Here is a 15,582-nt window from a genome sequence, read left to right as displayed (position 1 = left end):
AGGGAGTCCATGGCAGGGCCAGGCAGCCGGGTCTTCATCTCGCACCTCTCCGGCGTCGCCGTCTTCGACCCGAACGGCGACCAGGTCGGCCGGGTCCGCGACGTGGTGGTCTCGCTGCGCCTCGGCGGACGCCCGCCCCGGGTGCTCGGACTGGTGGTCGAGGTGATCGGCCGCCGCCGGATCTTCCTCCCGATGACCCGGGTCACCAGCCTGGAGTCCGGCCAGGTGCTCACCACCGGCGTGATCAACATGCGCCGCTTCGAGCAGCGCCCGTCCGAGACCCTCGTCCTCGGCGAACTGCTCGACCGCACCGTCACCTGGAGCAAGACCGGCCAGGAGGTCACCGTCCTGGACGTGGCGATGGTGCAGACCCGGCTGCGCGAGTGGGAGATCAGCAAGGTCTTCGTCCAGGTCGGCCGGGTCGGCCGGCTGCGCAAGGCCAAGGGCGAGACGCTCACCCTGGACTGGAAGGACGTCACCGGCTTCTCCGTCACCGAGGAGGACCAGGGCGCCGCCAACCTGCTCGCCACCTTCGACCAGCTGCGCCCCGCCGACCTCGCCAACGTCATGCACCACCTGTCCTCCAAGCGGCGCGCCGAGGTGGCCGCCGCGCTGGACGACGAGCGGCTCGCCGACGTGCTGGAGGAGCTGCCCGAGGACGACCAGGTCGAGATCATCGGCAAGCTGAAGGACGAACGGGCCGCCGACGTCCTGGAGGCGATGGACCCGGACGACGCCGCCGACCTGCTCTCCGAACTCCCCGGCGACGAGGCCGAACGGCTGCTCCAGCTGATGGAGCCGGACGAGGCCGAGCCCGTCCGCCGCCTGCTGACGTACGAGGAGAACACCGCCGGCGGTCTGATGACCACCGAGCCGATCGTGCTGGAGCCCGACTCCACCGTCGCCGAGGCGCTCGCCCGGGTCCGGGTCGCCGACAACAAGCCGGCGCTGGCCGCGCAGGTCTTCGTCTGCCGCCCGCCGAACGAGACCCCCACCGGCAAGTACCTGGGCATCGTGCACTTCCAGCGGCTGCTCCGCGAGCCCCCGTACACCCTGGTCGGCTCGCTGGTGGACGACGACCTCGACCCGCTGCCGCCGGACACCCCGCTGCCGCTGATCACCAGCTACCTGGCGACGTACAACATGGTCGCCGCCCCCGTGGTCGACGAGGCCGACCACCTGGTCGGCGCGGTCACCGTGGACGACGTGCTCGACCACCTGCTGCCCGAGGACTGGCGCGAGGCCGCCCTGCACGGGCCGGCCGAGGAGAGAGAGGTGACCGGTGGACGCTGACCGCAAGGGCCGCCGGGACGAGTCCCCCCGCCAGCGGCTGCAGGGCGAGCTGCGGGAGCTGCGCCGGTTGCGCGAACTGCGCGCCCGCGAGGGCGGCCGCGACCGGCGCGCCGAGCCCGCCGGCGCCGGCCCCGCCCGCGCCCGGCTGGACCAGCCGCGCACCGCCCGCCCCGGCCTGATCACCCTGCCGACCTACGACCCGGAGGCCTTCGGCAAGCTCTCCGAACGGATCGCCCGCTTCCTCGGCACCGGGCGGTTCATCGTCTGGATGACGGTGGTGGTCATCGTCTGGGTCGGCTGGAACACCCTGCTGCCGGACGCCGTCCACTTCGACGACTACCCATTCATCTTCCTCACCCTGATGCTCTCGCTCCAGGCCTCGTACGCGGCGCCGCTGATCCTGCTGGCGCAGAACCGGCAGGACAACCGGGACCGGGTCAACATGGAGCAGGACCGGGCCCGCAGCGACCGGAACATCGCCGACACCGAGTACCTCACCCGCGAGGTCGCGTCGCTGCGCCACGGCCTGGGCGAGGTCGCCACCCGGGACTTCATCCGCTCCGAACTCCAGTCGCTGCTCAAGGAGATCGACGAGCGCCGGGAGACCTCCGACGTGCTGTGACCGGCGGCACGCTACCGGCGAGTCAAGTGGTACGCCCGGCGCCGTACCATCAAGGCATGGCCAACGAGACAGAGGTCGCGGCCGGCGTCACGGAGGAGTCCGTACGCCAGGCGCTCGCGACCGTCAACGACCCGGAGATCAACCGCCCGATCACCGAGATCGGCATGGTGAAATCGGTCGAGATCGCCGAGGGCGGGGCCGTCAGCGTCGCGGTCTACCTGACCGTCTCCGGCTGCCCGATGCGCGACACCATCGTCACCCGGGTCCGCGAAGCGGTCGGCCGGGTGCCGGGCGTCACCGGTGTCGAGGTCGAGCTCGACGTGATGAGCGACGAGCAGCGCAAGGAGCTCTCCCAGCTGCTGCGCGGCGGCGCGCCCGAGCGGGAGATCCCGTTCGCCAAGCCCGGCACGCTGACCCGCGTCTACGCGGTCGCCTCCGGCAAGGGCGGCGTCGGCAAGTCCTCGGTGACGGTCAACCTCGCCGCCGCGATGGCCGCGGACGGCCTGAAGGTGGCCGTGGTCGACGCCGACATCTACGGCCACAGCGTGCCGCGGATGCTGGGCGTCGAGGGCCGGCCCACCCAGGTCCAGGACATGATCATGCCGCCGCAGGCGAACGGCGTGAAGGTCATCTCGATCGGCATGTTCACCCCGGGCAACGCCCCGGTGGTCTGGCGCGGCCCGATGCTGCACCGCGCGCTGCAGCAGTTCCTCGCCGACGTCTGGTGGGGCGACCTCGACGTCCTGCTGCTGGACCTGCCGCCCGGCACCGGCGACATCGCGATCTCGGTGGCCCAGCTGATCCCCAACGCGGAGATCCTGATCGTCACCACCCCGCAGATGGCCGCCGCCGAGGTGGCCGAGCGGGCCGGCACCATCGCGGTGCAGACCCACCAGAAGATCGTCGGCGTGATCGAGAACATGTCCGGCATGCCCTGCCCGCACTGCGACGAGATGATCGACGTGTTCGGCACCGGCGGCGGCCAGACCGTCGCCGACGCGCTCACCCGGACCGTCGGCGCCACCGTCCCGGTCCTCGGCTCGATCCCGATCGACGTCCGCCTGCGCGAGGGCGGCGACGACGGCCGCCCGGTCGTCCTGGCCGCCCCCGACTCCCCGGCCGGCGCCGCCCTGCGCGCCGTCGCCGGCAAGCTCGGCGGCCGCCAGCGCGGCCTCTCCGGCCTCTCCCTCGGCCTGACGCCGAAGAACAAGTTCTGATCGGCCCCACGGGCACTCGAGAGGGGCCGGGCGCGCGCTGCGTCCGGCCCCTTTCGTGTGCCCGGGGCGCGGGGCACGGGGGCGTTACGGGCGGGTGTAGGCGGTGAGGTCGGGGACGGTGGAGAAGCCGGTTCCGTAGGCGCTGACGCCGCGGCCGTAGGCGCCGAGGAGGACGCCGGGGGCCTCGCCGGCGAGGACCCAGCCGTACTCGGACTCGCGGTAGCGGAAGGGCTGCGGGAGGCCGTTGACCGGGAGGCTGAGGGTGGACCAGCCGGGGCCGGCCAGGTCGTCGGCGAGGTCCCAGGCGAGGGACGACTGCTGGTCCAGCCAGTCCTGGCGCAGCGTGCGGTCGAGCTGACCGGGCCAGGTGGCCGCGAGCAGGCCGGAGCCGGCCAGCCAGGCGGCGGAGGAGGCGGAGGTCGCCTCCAGGGTGCCGGTGTTGTCGGCGCTGCGGCGGCTGTCCCGGCGGGCGACGGTGACGACGACGGCGAACCGACGCATGTCGCGCGGCTCGTACTGGCGGGCCGGCTCCTCGCCGTGGCCGAGGGTGCCGTAGTCGACGCTGCCGGGCGCGCCGGTGCGCGGGCCTCCGGCGCCGGCCTGCATCAGGTAGCGGCGGCCGGTCCAGCCGTCGTCCAGGCCGTACCAGGGGAAGTCCGCGGACAGGTAGGGCACCAGCGGGTCCGCCGGGCCGGCCTGACCGCCGACCACCCGGCCACCGGCCGTGGCCGTCCCCACCGCATGACTCGTCGCGTCCATCCCCGGGCCTCCTCAACGCACGTTTGCCTGCCGCAGCGCGCTCCCATGGTGGCGTACCGCGGCGTCTCCGCCGGGCGTCTTCGGCCCAAGAAGGGGCCGGAAGTGACAGACGGCACAGCGGGACAATCAGCACAATAGCGGCGTGAACGCCGCCGCCCCGCTCAGCCGGGCGGCCGGGCGGGGCGGTGGCGTCGTCGGGTGAGTGCGTTTCCCGCCCCGAGCCGAACGGCGCACCGGTGCCGGGCGGGAGGAGCGGGGGAGCGACGGAGCGACGGAGCGGGTTAGCGCGTCACGTCGCGTCAGGGTCGAACGGGGGGCGCTCGCCGGGCTGCAGCGGTGTGCCCGCGGAGGCGGTCGCCGCGGCCGCCGCGGCGGACTTGTCCATGCTGACCGTGCCGGTGCGGCCGTGGCCGTTCACCGGAGTGGCGGGCTTGTCGTCCAGCACCGAGCGGATGTCCAGGCCGTCCCGCATCTCCTTGAGGCCCAGCGGGTCCTCCTGGCCGCCCATCAGCTGCTTGCGGACGAAGGTCTTCGGGTGGAGGTCCTCGAACTCGAAGTCCTTGAACTCCGGGCCGAGCTCGCTGCGGATGTCCTCCTTCGCGTTGTCGGCGAAGGACCGGATCTTCCGGATGAAGCCCATGGAGTCCTGGATCAGCTTCGGCAGCTTGTCCGGACCGAAGATCACGATGGCCATGATGACCAGGGTCAGCACCTCCAGCCCGCCTACGTCGCTGAACACCTGTGCTCCCTAGCTCGTCGGACCGGTTCCTACAGCGTAATGGCCACCGGCCGGTCCCGGCCCCACGATGTGATGAAGCCGTGGTGAAGACCTGCCGATGGCCGTGGCCGGAGCGGCCGGAGTGCGCTACCGGGTCTCGTGGTGCAGCCCGGCCAGGCCGGAGCTCGGCACGCGGTCCGGGACCGCACGATCCGGTACGGCGCGGTCCGGCAGCGACTGCGGCGGGGCCTCGCTGCGGGTGGCGGCCACCGGGCGGACCGGGAAGTCGACCGGGACCTGCGCGTTCATCGGGACCAGCCCGCCGCCGCGTCCGGTGTTGCCCACCGGGCTGACCGACGTACCGTGCTGCTCCTCGCTCTGCGCGGCGAAACCGCCGACCCCGCCCAGCGTCACCGCGGCCACCGAGAAGGCCCCGGCGGCGGCGAACACGAAGCGGCGCCCGCGCGGCGGGGCCTGCCGGGCGACGGCGGGAGCGGGAGCGGCGGGAGCGGCCGCGGCCGGCTCCGGCCGGACGGCGGCCTCGGGACGGCCGGACCGCCGGCCCATCAGCGGGCGCAGCACCGAGCCGCCGCGCCCGAAGGCCCGCGGGTCGATGCCCGGCACCGGCGCGTCGGCGCCGAGCGCGCCCGCGCCGAAGGAGGCGCCGGCGCCGCGGCCGAAGGAGCCGCCGTTCAGCCGGCTGCCGCCGAGCGTGCCCCCGGCGGCGGGGAGGCCGCCGCCGGGCAGGTCGTCGTCGTCCCGGCGCGGCCGGTCCGCCGCCCGGGGCCGCTCCTCCGGGAGCTCGTCCGGCAGGGCGCCCACGGCCATCAGCCGGGCCATCAGCGCCGAGGACGGGCCGGGGGTGTCGGTGCGGGTCAGCAGGTGCTTGACGGCGCGGCCCTCGTCGGCTTCCGCGAGGCACTGCGGACAGGTCGCCAGGTGGGCCTGGACGCGGTCGCGCGAGTCGTGGCCGAGTTCGCCGTCGACGAAGGCGGAGAGCCGCTCCCCGAGGTGGTGCTCCTCGGCGGCGGGTTCGGTGGGCCGGACCGCGACCGCGCGCAGCCCCGGCTCGCCCGGCAGGGCGGCGGCGGGCGGCAGGGGCACGTCGGGCCCGTCCTGGCCGCGGCGGCCCAGCTGGGGCCAGCCGCTTCGGCGGGCGGCGGCCTTGCCGGCCGCGTCCGGCCGGCCCGGCCCTGACCGGCCGGTTCCGCTCACGATCGCCTCCGTCCGCGCCCGCCGGGCGCGCCCGTGGCCTCGCCGACGACGGCGCCGACCGGCACCGGCTCCTCGGAGCCGCCCCGGCGCTCGCGGCCGGGGGCCGCGCCGGGCGCGCGGTGCTTGAGCGCGGCGCGCAGGTGCGAGCGGCCGCGGTGGATCCGGCTGCGGACGGTGCCGAGCTTGACGCCGAGCGTGGCCGCGATCTCCTCGTAGGAGAGGCCCTCGATGTCGCAGAGCACCACGGCGGCGCGGAACTCCGGGGCGAGGGTGTCCAGCGCCTGCTGGACGTCGGCGTCGAAGTGGGTGTCGCTGAAGACCTGGGCCGGGCTGGGCTCACGGCTGGCCAGGCGCTCGGCCGCGTCGTCGCCGAGCGCGTCGAAGCGGATCCGCTGGCGGCGGCGGACCATGTCCAGGAAGAGGTTGGTGGTGATCCGGTGCAGCCAGCCCTCGAACGTGCCGGGGGTGTAGGTGGACAGCGAGCGGAACACCCGGACGAAGACCTCCTGGGTGAGGTCCTCGGCGTCGTGCTGGTTGCCCGTCAGGCGGTAGGCGAGGCGGTAGACGCGGGCGCTGTGGGCCTCGACGATCTCCTCCCAGGTGGGCGGAGTCCAGGTCTGCGCGTCGGGACCCTCGGCGAAGCTCGCGAGGGCGGCGGGGGCCTCGGTGGTACCGGCGGCCGGCGTCTCGGCGGCCGGCAGGTCCAGGGGGGAGTGCGCAGGCTGGTTCATCACGGGCTTCGGCGTACGGGCCGACGTGGTGCCGCGGATGTGCCGCCGCACAGGGACGTCGCCCTCGGCCACACCTCCTCGGTCGGCTCTTCTGCCCAGCAGGGCCACCACCATATCCACCTCACCCGTCAAGCCCGGATAAAAGTGCCGGGGCCGTCAAGCCCCGTACGTCAGGCCCTCGCGGGCCCGGCCCGGACGCACCGGGCCCGGACCACCGGCCCGGGGGCACCGGCTCACCCGGTCCCTGCTCCACCCAACGGCCCGCCGCCGTACGCGGTTCCCGGTCGGCCAGTAATCTGTGGCAGGAAATATCGACATCCGCTTCGACATCCGCTCCGCACCGGGCCGCCGCCCGGGGCTCCGAAAGAGGCAGCCATCAGCGAGTTCGGGCCCGCGCGCGCGGCCCTCGCCGACACCTACGTCGGCGAGGACGCGGTGCTGACCTACGCCCGGGCACAGTCCGCGCGGACCGGCATCAAGGCGATCGGACCGAGCGGCGGGGCCTGCCTGCGCCTGCTCGCGGCGGCGCTGGACGCCAAGGCGGTGGCCGAGATCGGCACCGGGACGGGCGTCTCCGGGGTCTACCTGCTGCGCGGGATGCGGCCGGACGGCGTGCTCACCACGGTGGACTCCGAGCCGGTGCGCCAGCAGCTGGCCCGGGAGGCGTACCAGGCGGCCGGGTTCGCGGCCAACCGGTCGCGGTTCATACCGGGGCGGGCCCTGGAGGTGCTGCCCCGGCTCGCGGACGGCCAGTACGACCTGGTGTTCTGCGACGGGGATCCGGCGGAGTCCCGGGAGTACCTGGCGGAGTCGCTGCGGCTGCTGCGGCCGGGCGGGATGGTCTGCTTCGAGGGCGTCTTCCAGGAGGGCCGGCTGGCCGAGCCGGAGCTGCAGGACCCGCAGACGCACGCGGTGCGCGACCTGGTCCGGGACGTCCGGGAGAGCGAGGCGCTGCTGCCGGCCCTGCTGCCGGTCTCGGACGGGCTGCTCTGCGCCGTGAAGCGGTAGAGCGGCCCGAGGCGGTAGCGGGCGGGCCCGGGGCCGCCCCGGGAAACAAAGGGCCCGGGAAGCAACAGGGCCCGGCAAGCACAGGGCCGGGAACCACGGACTCCGGGAACCACAGAGCCCGGGTCGACGAGATCGTCGTACCCGGGCCCGGCAGCACATCTCCAGGAGATGGCGAGCACCCGCTGCGGTCAGCCGCAGGCCTTCTTCAGGGCCTCGCCGAGGGCGTCGGCCTCGTCAGGCGTGAGCTCCACCACGAGGCGTCCGCCGCCTTCGAGCGGAACGCGCATGATGATGCCCCGCCCCTCTTTGGTGACTTCGAGCGGGCCGTCACCCGTCCGCGGCTTCATGGCCGCCATGCTCGTTCCCCTTCCTGCAACCGCTCAGCTACGCACCGGCAGTCCGTCCACCGCCGGTATCGAACGCATTGATCGGAAGCCATTATCCCGCATGCCACGGCCTGATGACCAACATCACTCTCGGTGCAACCAGGGCCGGACCGGCCCCAACCGGCACATTTACCGCCATAAGCCCCGGCGCGGCGCAGGTGCGTACGCCACCGGAAGGTGCGATACCTCACACTCCCCACCCGGCCGTGCGCTCCGGCATCCTGACACACGACCGACCCGTGACGATCACCCAAGGGAGCCCCTCGCCCATGTCCGATTCCGTGCTGTACGAGCTGGACGGCGGCCTGGCCGTCATCACCATCAACCGCCCGGAGGCGATGAACGCCCTGGACACCGCGACCAAGGTCGCCCTGCGCGACACCGTGGTCGCCGCGGCCGAGGACCCGGCCGTGCGGGCCGTGCTGCTGACCGGGGCCGGGGAGCGGGCCTTCTGCGTCGGACAGGACCTCAAGGAGCACCTGGGCCTGCTCAAGCAGGCCGAGGAGACCGGTGAGGGCGCGCTGAAGACCGTCGCCGAGCACTACAACCCGCTGCTGCGGGCGCTGGCCGGGATGCGCAAGCCGACGGTGGCGGCGGTCGGCGGCGTGGCCGCGGGCGCGGGCGCCTCGCTGGCCTTCGCCTGCGACTTCCGGATCATCGCGGACACCGCCGGCTTCAACACCGCGTTCGCCGGGATCGCGCTGACCGCCGACTCGGGCGCCTCCTGGACGCTGCCGCGGCTGGTCGGGCACGCCAAGGCGACCGAGCTGCTGATGCTGCCGCGCACCGTGAAGGCGACCGAGGCGATGGAGCTGGGCCTGGCCACCAAGGTGGTCCCGCTCGCCGAGCTGGCCGCCACCGCGCGGGTCTTCGCCAAGGAGCTGGCCGAGGGCCCGACGGTGGCGTACGGCGCCATCAAGGAGTCGCTGGCGTACGGCGCCTCGCACTCGCTGGACGAGCTGCTCGACAAGGAGGACGAGCTGCAGACGCTGGCGGGCGGCAGCGAGGACCACCGGATCGCGGTCCGCGCGTTCATCGCCAAGGAGAAGCCGAAGTACCTCGGCCGCTAGGTATGAAACCGCCGGGGCTACCCCGGCTCCCCCGGCTGCCCCCGGCGGCCCTACGCCCGCCCGGGGCCCTTCCGGGCCTCGGCGAGGGCGGCGCGGACGTGGCAGTCCGCCAGGTGGTCGTCCACCAGGCCGCAGGCCTGCATCAGCGCGTAGGCGGTGGTCGGGCCGACGAAGCGGAAGCCCGCCTTCTTGAGCGCCTTCGCCAGCGCCGTCGACTCGGGCGTGACGGCCGGTACCTCGTCCAGGCTGCGGGGGGCCGGCCGGTCCGGGTCGCCGGCGTGCTGCCAGATCAGCGCGTCCAGGCCGCCGTCGAGGTCACGGGCGACCCTGGCGTTGGCGATGGCGGCCTCGATCTTGGCGCGGTTGCGGATGATGCCGGCGTCGCCGAGCAGCCGCTCGACGTCCGCGGGGCCGAACTCGGCGACCTCGGCGATCTTGAAGCCGGCGAACGCGGACCGGAAGCCCTCACGGCGGCGCAGGATGGTGAGCCAGGACAGCCCGGACTGGAAGGCCTCCAGGCAGACCCGCTCGAACAGCGCGTCGTCGCCGCGCACCGGACGGCCCCACTCGGTGTCGTGGTAGACCCGGTAGTCGTCCGTGGAGTCGCCCCAGCCGCAGCGGAGCAGGCCGTCCGGGCCGACCACGGCGCCGTTCGCGCTCATTGGTCCGCCGCCGGCTTCGCGTCCTCGGGCCGCTTGGTGAGGTTCGCGGGCTCGACCACCTTGGCGAACTCCTCCAGGCCGGGCAGCGGTTCGGCGCCGGCGGCCGGGCCGTCGCCGGCCTCGATCGCGCCGCGCAGCGCGGCGGCGGCCTCCAGCTCGGCGATCCGCGCGTCCCGGTAGGCGAGTTCCGCGCCCAGCCGGTCGAGGACGTCGTCCACCTCGTCCATCCGGTAGCCGCGGACGGCCATCGGCAGCCGGATGCCGTCGACGTCGTCCTGGCTCAGCGGCCGGTCCTGCGGCAGCCGTGCGGCGATCCGGTCCTGAACCGCCTCCGGCAGCGAGCCGCCCCCGCCCAGCGCCACCAGCGCGGCGCCGCCGACCACCACGGCCATGGCCACCACGATCACCCAGAACACGTGCTGTCCTCCCGACATCCCGGCCGGCCTCCGTCCTGGTGGGATCATGGTTCCCGAGAGACCGGGGGCCATCATCGCACCCGCGGCAGCTGTGGAGGAGACATCGGTGGCACTGCGCCTGGGACCACGGGAATTCGGTGACGACGAGCTGGTGATCATGGCGATCGTCAACCGGACCCCGGACTCGTTCTTCGACAAGGGTGCCACCTTCGCCGACGAGGCCGCGTTCGCCGCCGCCGACCGCGCGATGGCCGAGGGCGCCGCGATCCTCGACATCGGCGGGGTGAAGGCCGGGCCGGGCGACGAGGTCACCGTCGAGGAGGAGCTGCGGCGCACCGTCCCGTTCGTGGCGGAGCTGCGCAAGCGCCACCCGGAGGCCGTGATCAGCGTGGACACCTGGCGGCACGAGGTCGGCGAGGCGGTCTGCGAGGCCGGCGCGGATCTGCTGAACGACGCCTGGGGCGGGGTGGACCCGAAGCTCGCCGAGGTGGCCGCACGGCACGACGTCGGCCTGGTCTGCACCCACGCGGGCGGCGCCGAGCCGCGCACCCGGCCGCACCGGGTCGGGTACGAGGACGTGATGGCGGACATCCTGCGGGTGACCGTCGGGCTGGCCGAGCGGGCGGTGGGGCTGGGCGTGCGGCGGGACGCGGTGATCATCGACCCGGGACACGACTTCGGCAAGAACACCCGGCACTCGCTGGAGGCGACCCGGCGGCTGCCGGAGATGACCGCGACCGGGTTCCCGGTGCTGGTCTCGCTCTCCAACAAGGACTTCGTCGGCGAGACGCTGGACAAGCCGGTGGACGAGCGGCTGCTCGGCACCCTGGCGACCACGGCCGTCTCGGCCTGGCTCGGCGCGCGGGTCTACCGGGTCCACCAGGTCGCCGAGACCCGGCAGGTGCTGGACATGGTCGCCTCGATCCGGGGCACCCGCCCCCCGGCGGTGGCCCGCCGGGGGCTGGCCTGAACCGGCGCCCGCCGGTCCTAGATCTCGTCCACCGGACGGCGGGCGTCGGCGAGGATCTTCATGACCTCGTCGATCTCGTCGGTGATGTGGAACAGCTCCAGGTCGTGCGGGGCCGCCTTGCCCTGCGCGACCAGGGTGTTCTTCAGCCAGTCGACCAGACCGCCCCAGTACTCGCTGCCGAAGAGGATCACCGGGAAGCGGGTGACCTTCTTCGTCTGCACCAGGGTGAGCGCCTCGAAGAGCTCGTCCAGCGTGCCGAGGCCGCCGGGCAGCACGACGAAGCCCTGGGCGTACTTCACGAACATCGTCTTGCGGACGAAGAAGTAACGGAAGTTCAGCCCGAGGTCGACGAACTCGTTGAGCCCCTGCTCGAAGGGCAGCTCGATGCCGAGGCCGACGCTCAGGCCCCCGGCGTCCGAGGCGCCGCGGTTGGCCGCCTCCATGGCGCCCGGGCCGCCGCCGGTGATCACCGCGTAGCCGGCCTCGGCCAGCGCCCGGCCGATGGCCACGCCGGCCGCGTACTCGGGCGAGTCGACCGGGGTCCGGGCGGATCCGAAGACGCTGATCGCGGGCGGGAGTTCGGCGAGTGCGCCGAAGCCCTCGACGAATTCGGAGGTGATCCGCAGGACCCGCCACGGGTCCGTGTGCAGCCAGTCGGTCGGGCCGGTGGTGTCCAGCAGGCGCTGGTCCGTCGTGCTCTCGCCGACCTGGTCCCGGCGCACCAGCACCGGGCCCTTCTGCTTCTCGGGCCAGGCCTTCTTCGGGCGCGGCTCGCCCACCCGCTCGGGACCGTGACCGTAGTGCTTTTCGTCTCCAGTGCCTGTCATGACGAAACCCTACGCCCGTTGATCCCCGTTTACGGGCAACGGCGAAAGGTCGGCTGGGCGACCGGAAGATGGCGTTCAGCCCCTCCTCCCCCGGCCGCCCCGCCGCGGCGTCCCGCCGGAGTCAGTCGGTCAGCCAGGCGCGCAGCCGCGCCTCGGTCTCGGCGATCGCGGTGAGCGAGCAGTGCTCGTCCCGCTTGTGCGCGAGGTTCGGGTCGCCGGGGCCGTAGTTGACCGCGGGCACGCCGAAGGCGCTGAACCGGGCGACGTCCGTCCAGCCGAACTTGGCCCGGGCGACGCCGCCGGTCGCGGCCAGGAAGGCCCGTGCGGCGGGCCGGTCGAGGCCGGGCAGGGCGCCCGGGGCGGAGTCGGTGACGGTCACCTCGAAGCCGTCGAAGACCTCGCGGACGTGCTTCTCCGCGTCCGCCTCGCTGCGGTCGGGCGCGTAGCGGAAGTTGACCGTCACCACGCACTCGTCCGGGATGACGTTGCCGGCCACGCCGCCGTCGACGCGCACCGCGTTGAGGCCCTCGCGGTACTCCAGGCCGTCGATCTCCACCCGGCGCGGCCGGTACGTCGCGAGCCGGGTGAGCACCTCGGCGGCGCGGTGGATGGCGTTGTCGCCGAGCCAGCTGCGGGCCGCGTGGGCGCGCACCCCGGTGAGCCGGACCTGCACCCGCAGGGTGCCCTGGCAGCCGCCCTCGACGGTGGCCCCGCTGGGCTCCATCAGCACCGCGAAGTCGGCGGCCAGCCAGTCCGGGTGCTCCGCGGCGAGGTGGCCGAGGCCGTTGCGGTGGGCCTCCACCTCCTCGCAGTCGTAGAAGACGAAGGTGAGGTCCCGGTTGGGCTCGGGCAGGGTGGCGGCCAGCCGGAGCTGGACGGCCACGCCGGACTTCATGTCCGAGGTGCCGCAGCCGTAGAGCAGGTCGCCCTCGACGTAGGACGGCAGGTTGTCGGCGATCGGCACGGTGTCCAGGTGGCCGGCGAGCAGGACGCGCTCGGCCCGGCCGAGGTCGGTCCGGGCGACCACGTTGTTGCCGTGCCGGTCCACGGTGAGGTGGGGGTAGCCGCGCAGGGCGGCCTCCACGGCGTCGGCGAGCGCCTGCTCGTCGCCGCTGACCGACGGGAAGTCGACGAGCCGGGCGGTCAGCGCGCCGCCGTCGAGAGTGAGGTCCAGGGGCGTGTTCGGGCTGCTCATGGTGGAAAAGCCTAGTCGGGGCGGGCCCGGCGGCGGGGAATCCGAGAACCGTGGGCGCCGCACATCCGTCCGAGTGGGTACGGTGTCGGGGCAGGATCACGGTGGAGAGGGGCGGCGGTGGCCGGCAGGAGGAAGAGCGGCGGGCAGGGCGGCGACGCGGCGCCCAGGCGGCGCCGTAGGCCGTTGCGCCTGGTGCTGATCGGGCTGCTGGTGCTCGCGGTGGTCGCCGTGGGCCTGTTCTGGCTGCGCGACCAGAAGCTGCTGACCCCCGAGGGCTGCTCGGTGAAGACCCCGGCCGGCGAGGGCACCCTGGAGATCCCGCAGGCGGCCAACGCGGCGACGATCGCCGCCGTGGCGCACGCCCGCGGCCTGCCGGACCGGGCGGTGACCATCTCGCTGGCGACGGCGATGCAGGAGTCCAAGATCCGCAACCTGGCCGGCGGCGACCGGGACTCGATCGGCCTGTTCCAGCAGCGGCCCTCGCAGGGCTGGGGCACGGTGCAGCAGATCATGGACCCGGTCTACGCGACCAACAAGTTCCTGGACGGCCTGGTCAAGGTGCCCGGCTACACCCGGCTGCCGCTGACCGACGCCGCCCAGCAGGTCCAGAAGAGCGGCTACCCGCAGGCGTACGCCAAGCACGAGACCAAGGCGACGCTGCTGGCCTCCGCCCTGGCCGGCCGCGAGCCGGCCTCGCTCACCTGCGTGGTGCACGACTTCGCCGCGCCGGAGAGCGACGACGCGGCCGCCTCGGCGGCGGCGACCGACCAGGCCTCCGCCCCCGCGACGCCCTCCGCCTCCCCGGCCGCCAAGCCGGACCGGACGCAGGTGCTGGGCGACCGGGTGCGCCGCGAGTTCGGCCGCACGGTGACGCCCGCCCCCGGGTACAACTCGTCGGTCAAGGGCGCCGAGAACGCCGTCTCGCTCACCCCGGACCCGACCGCCAGCACCGACGCCGGGCCGGACGCCGAGCGGCAGAACGGCTGGGCGGTGGCGCACTGGGCGGTGACCCAGGCCCAGCAGCTGGGCATCGAGACGGTCGCCTACGACGGGAAGATCTGGCGCAAGGCCAAGTCCGAGGACGGCTGGAAGCCGCAGCCGACCGGCACCTCCACCAAGCTGGTGCTGGTCTCGCTCGCCAAGTCCTGAACGCGCCCGGCCGCGGGCCGCGCGGGCCTGCGCGAACGCCCGCTCCGGCGGTGCGCGTCGTGTTGACGCACTGGTGTCCGGGTGGCCGCCGAACGGGTGGTTGCTGTCAACTCCGGTGGACGGGGCGGACGTTGCGGCGGGCCGGGTTGCAGAACCGTCTCTCCCTTGGCGCACGGGACCTCCGCCCCGCGGCCGGGGCGGCCGACCCGGCCCGGCACCGAACATACGATCAGATCGTCGGCCGGTCCTTTTCCTCGCCCCGGCCGAAACCTTCTGGCTCCTGGAGCGGTAATACCCTCGTCCGCCCGGCGGACGGGACGGACCCAGACCCTTCGAGGAGCCCCATGTCTCACCCCCTCACGCGCCGGATCGCCCAGGCCGCGCTGCTCGTGGCGGCCGGCGCGACCCCGCTGGTCGCGGCCGGCTCCGCGTCCGCCGCAGACGCCCTGCTGCCCAAGTCCGACCTGGCCGCCCCGCTGGGCCAGCTGACCAACACCGACGCGGGCTCGACCCTGCAGCACACCACCCACGAGCTGGGTCAGGCCGCCGGGGGCACCGGAGCGGCCACCGTCGCCGCGGGCGTCCCGGCCACCGCCGACGCCACCGGCAACATCGTCGCCCACCAGCTCCCCGAGGCGAACGAGAAGGCCGGCTCGCTGACCGCCCCGGTCGACAAGACCGCGGCCACCACCGGCCAGCTCTCCACCATCACCCCGAAGGTCGCCGCCACGCTGGCCGACAAGCTCGGCGAGGCCGTCACCGGCGGCCACGGCGCGACCGGCCGCAGCGCGGGCGCCGCCGCCAACCCGGTCGGCGGCCTCTCCCAGACCGCGGGCCTGACCCAGAACCTGCCCGGCGCCGGTTCGCTCGCCGGCGCCGTCCCCGGCGCGAACGCCGTCACCGACGCGCTCCCGCTCGGGGCGGTCAGCCGCGCGCTGCCGGCCGAGGCCACCTCCGCGCTGCCCGGTGCCGACGTGCTGGGCCTGGCCGAGCACGGCTCGGCCAACCGCCTCGGCGGCGCCGACCTGGGCCCGAACTCCCCGCTGTCCGGCCTCTCCCCGATCACCGGTCTGCTCAACGGCGTCGGCGGCGGCGGCCTCGGCGGCCTGCCGATCGGCTGACCCACCGCGGCCCCGGAGCAGCACCCGGCTCAGCGGCAGCACCCCTCAGCAGCACCCCCAAGCAGCGGCCCCAAGCAGCGCCGCCGGGCAAGCTCCGGAGCAGTACGGCGAAGGGCCGGTGTCCGTCCCTTGCGTTCTAGGAGTCGTTGCAACACCCCAGTTCAGGGGATGCATTGGACTTCGAGATCCGTGAGGACCGGACGGCTCAGGGGCCTGTGAAGCT

General features: G+C 74.1%; 17 protein-coding genes. 8 read left to right on the top strand and 9 right to left on the bottom strand.

Features of this window, described 5'->3' with window-relative positions; translation table 11 throughout:
- Positions 1 to 9: 9 nt before the first annotated feature.
- The 3 genes from ACFVHB_RS31710 to ACFVHB_RS31700 are packed head-to-tail and all read left to right on the top strand — an operon-like array spanning position 10 to position 3,132.
- Complete coding sequence (locus ACFVHB_RS31710) at positions 10 to 1,293, top strand: magnesium transporter MgtE N-terminal domain-containing protein (protein WP_380329076.1); 1,284 nt, start codon at positions 10 to 12, stop codon at positions 1,291 to 1,293.
- A 37-nt stretch (positions 1,294 to 1,330) separates the two neighbouring features.
- Positions 1,331 to 1,915 carry a DUF1003 domain-containing protein gene (locus ACFVHB_RS31705; RefSeq protein ID WP_380329130.1) on the top strand — a complete coding sequence of 195 codons (585 nt, stop codon included), beginning with the start codon at positions 1,331 to 1,333 and terminating at the stop codon, positions 1,913 to 1,915.
- A gap of 56 nt (positions 1,916 to 1,971) precedes the next feature.
- Positions 1,972 to 3,132: an Mrp/NBP35 family ATP-binding protein gene (locus ACFVHB_RS31700; protein ID WP_380329075.1), complete on the top strand. Its 1,161-nt coding sequence runs from the start codon at positions 1,972 to 1,974 to the stop codon at positions 3,130 to 3,132.
- An 84-nt stretch (positions 3,133 to 3,216) separates the two neighbouring features.
- On the opposite strand, the gene ACFVHB_RS31695 is transcribed toward ACFVHB_RS31700, so the two are convergent.
- The 4 genes from ACFVHB_RS31695 to sigE all read right to left on the bottom strand — a co-directional run bounded on the left by ACFVHB_RS31695 (position 3,217) and on the right by sigE (position 6,555).
- A complete protein-coding gene (locus tag ACFVHB_RS31695; RefSeq protein ID WP_380329073.1) occupies positions 3,217 to 3,891 on the bottom strand; it encodes a hypothetical protein in 675 nt (224 codons plus the stop codon).
- Positions 3,892 to 4,180: 289 nt separating this feature from the next.
- Positions 4,181 to 4,630, bottom strand: a complete 450-nt coding sequence (locus ACFVHB_RS31690) for a sec-independent translocase (RefSeq protein WP_380329072.1) — start codon at positions 4,628 to 4,630, stop codon at positions 4,181 to 4,183.
- A gap of 126 nt (positions 4,631 to 4,756) precedes the next feature.
- Positions 4,757 to 5,824 (bottom strand): anti-sigma factor family protein, encoded by a 1,068-nt coding sequence (locus ACFVHB_RS31685; protein WP_380329070.1) that lies wholly within the window; start codon positions 5,822 to 5,824, stop codon positions 4,757 to 4,759.
- Positions 5,821 to 6,555: an RNA polymerase sigma factor SigE gene (gene sigE / locus ACFVHB_RS31680; RefSeq protein WP_380329128.1), complete on the bottom strand. Its 735-nt coding sequence runs from the start codon at positions 6,553 to 6,555 to the stop codon at positions 5,821 to 5,823. The genes ACFVHB_RS31685 and sigE overlap by 4 nt, the downstream gene beginning before the upstream one ends.
- A 375-nt stretch (positions 6,556 to 6,930) precedes the next feature.
- On the opposite strand from sigE, the gene ACFVHB_RS31675 reads away from it, so the two are divergent.
- Positions 6,931 to 7,563, top strand: a complete 633-nt coding sequence (locus ACFVHB_RS31675) for an O-methyltransferase (RefSeq protein ID WP_380329126.1) — start codon at positions 6,931 to 6,933, stop codon at positions 7,561 to 7,563.
- Between the two features lie 188 nt (positions 7,564 to 7,751).
- On the opposite strand, the gene ACFVHB_RS31670 is transcribed toward ACFVHB_RS31675, so the two are convergent.
- Positions 7,752 to 7,919 (bottom strand): DUF3117 domain-containing protein, encoded by a 168-nt coding sequence (locus tag ACFVHB_RS31670; RefSeq protein ID WP_014137929.1) that lies wholly within the window; start codon positions 7,917 to 7,919, stop codon positions 7,752 to 7,754.
- A 299-nt stretch (positions 7,920 to 8,218) separates the two neighbouring features.
- On the opposite strand from ACFVHB_RS31670, the gene ACFVHB_RS31665 reads away from it, so the two are divergent.
- Positions 8,219 to 9,019 carry an enoyl-CoA hydratase-related protein gene (locus ACFVHB_RS31665; protein ID WP_380329069.1) on the top strand — a complete coding sequence of 267 codons (801 nt, stop codon included), beginning with the start codon at positions 8,219 to 8,221 and terminating at the stop codon, positions 9,017 to 9,019.
- A gap of 50 nt (positions 9,020 to 9,069) precedes the next feature.
- Here the strand turns inward: ACFVHB_RS31665 and ACFVHB_RS31660 are convergent, their stop codons facing one another.
- Both ACFVHB_RS31660 and ACFVHB_RS31655 read right to left on the bottom strand, forming a co-directional pair.
- The gene (locus tag ACFVHB_RS31660) at positions 9,070 to 9,681 is read right to left on the bottom strand and encodes a DNA-3-methyladenine glycosylase I (RefSeq protein WP_380329068.1); all 612 of its coding nucleotides are present in this window, start codon (positions 9,679 to 9,681) and stop codon (positions 9,070 to 9,072) included.
- Positions 9,678 to 10,115: a DivIVA domain-containing protein gene (locus tag ACFVHB_RS31655; RefSeq protein WP_380329066.1), complete on the bottom strand. Its 438-nt coding sequence runs from the start codon at positions 10,113 to 10,115 to the stop codon at positions 9,678 to 9,680. Before ACFVHB_RS31655 ends, ACFVHB_RS31660 begins: the two co-directional genes overlap by 4 nt.
- Positions 10,116 to 10,254: 139 nt before the next feature.
- Here ACFVHB_RS31655 and folP point away from each other — a divergent pair, with 139 nt between their 5' ends.
- On the top strand, positions 10,255 to 11,067 hold the full coding sequence (folP, locus tag ACFVHB_RS31650) for a dihydropteroate synthase (protein ID WP_380329124.1): 813 nt from the start codon (positions 10,255 to 10,257) through the stop codon (positions 11,065 to 11,067).
- A gap of 17 nt (positions 11,068 to 11,084) precedes the next feature.
- On the opposite strand, the gene ACFVHB_RS31645 is transcribed toward folP, so the two are convergent.
- Together ACFVHB_RS31645 and dapE are read right to left on the bottom strand one after the other, a co-directional pair.
- Complete coding sequence (locus ACFVHB_RS31645; protein ID WP_380329064.1) at positions 11,085 to 11,894, bottom strand: TIGR00730 family Rossman fold protein; 810 nt, start codon at positions 11,892 to 11,894, stop codon at positions 11,085 to 11,087.
- Between the two features lie 121 nt (positions 11,895 to 12,015).
- Complete coding sequence (gene dapE / locus ACFVHB_RS31640) at positions 12,016 to 13,089, bottom strand: succinyl-diaminopimelate desuccinylase (protein ID WP_380329062.1); 1,074 nt, start codon at positions 13,087 to 13,089, stop codon at positions 12,016 to 12,018.
- Positions 13,090 to 13,281: 192 nt separating this feature from the next.
- Here dapE and ACFVHB_RS31635 point away from each other — a divergent pair, with 192 nt between their 5' ends.
- Both ACFVHB_RS31635 and ACFVHB_RS31630 read left to right on the top strand, forming a co-directional pair.
- Positions 13,282 to 14,238 (top strand): hypothetical protein, encoded by a 957-nt coding sequence (locus tag ACFVHB_RS31635; RefSeq protein ID WP_380329122.1) that lies wholly within the window; start codon positions 13,282 to 13,284, stop codon positions 14,236 to 14,238.
- Between the two features lie 344 nt (positions 14,239 to 14,582).
- A complete protein-coding gene (locus ACFVHB_RS31630) occupies positions 14,583 to 15,359 on the top strand; it encodes a hypothetical protein (RefSeq protein WP_380329060.1) in 777 nt (258 codons plus the stop codon).
- Positions 15,360 to 15,582: the final 223 nt, after the last annotated feature.

The sequence above is a fragment of the Kitasatospora sp. NPDC127111 genome, from assembly GCF_042677465.1.
Classification (GTDB): Bacteria; Actinomycetota; Actinomycetes; order Streptomycetales; family Streptomycetaceae; genus Kitasatospora.
Note: the sequence above shows the minus strand (reverse complement) of the source record. Positions and strands in the feature narration are given on the sequence as shown.

Bases quoted from the DNA above. Each gene is read 5' to 3' on its own strand.
- ACFVHB_RS31670 (WP_014137929.1), bottom strand. From the start codon at position 7,919: ATGGCGGCCATGAAGCCGCGGACGGGTGACGGCCCGCTCGAAGTCACC.
- ACFVHB_RS31665 (WP_380329069.1), top strand. From the start codon at position 8,219: ATGTCCGATTCCGTGCTGTACGAGCTGGACGGCGGCCTGGCCGTCATC.
- folP (WP_380329124.1), top strand. From the start codon at position 10,255: ATGGCGATCGTCAACCGGACCCCGGACTCGTTCTTCGACAAGGGTGCC.
- ACFVHB_RS31655 (WP_380329066.1), bottom strand. From the start codon at position 10,115: ATGTCGGGAGGACAGCACGTGTTCTGGGTGATCGTGGTGGCCATGGCC.
- sigE (WP_380329128.1), bottom strand. From the start codon at position 6,555: ATGAACCAGCCTGCGCACTCCCCCCTGGACCTGCCGGCCGCCGAGACG.
- ACFVHB_RS31695 (WP_380329073.1), bottom strand. From the start codon at position 3,891: ATGGACGCGACGAGTCATGCGGTGGGGACGGCCACGGCCGGTGGCCGG.
- ACFVHB_RS31660 (WP_380329068.1), bottom strand. From the start codon at position 9,681: ATGAGCGCGAACGGCGCCGTGGTCGGCCCGGACGGCCTGCTCCGCTGC.
- ACFVHB_RS31710 (WP_380329076.1), top strand. From the start codon at position 10: ATGGCAGGGCCAGGCAGCCGGGTCTTCATCTCGCACCTCTCCGGCGTC.
- ACFVHB_RS31645 (WP_380329064.1), bottom strand. From the start codon at position 11,894: ATGACAGGCACTGGAGACGAAAAGCACTACGGTCACGGTCCCGAGCGG.
- ACFVHB_RS31700 (WP_380329075.1), top strand. From the start codon at position 1,972: ATGGCCAACGAGACAGAGGTCGCGGCCGGCGTCACGGAGGAGTCCGTA.
- dapE (WP_380329062.1), bottom strand. From the start codon at position 13,089: ATGAGCAGCCCGAACACGCCCCTGGACCTCACTCTCGACGGCGGCGCG.
- ACFVHB_RS31630 (WP_380329060.1), top strand. From the start codon at position 14,583: ATGTCTCACCCCCTCACGCGCCGGATCGCCCAGGCCGCGCTGCTCGTG.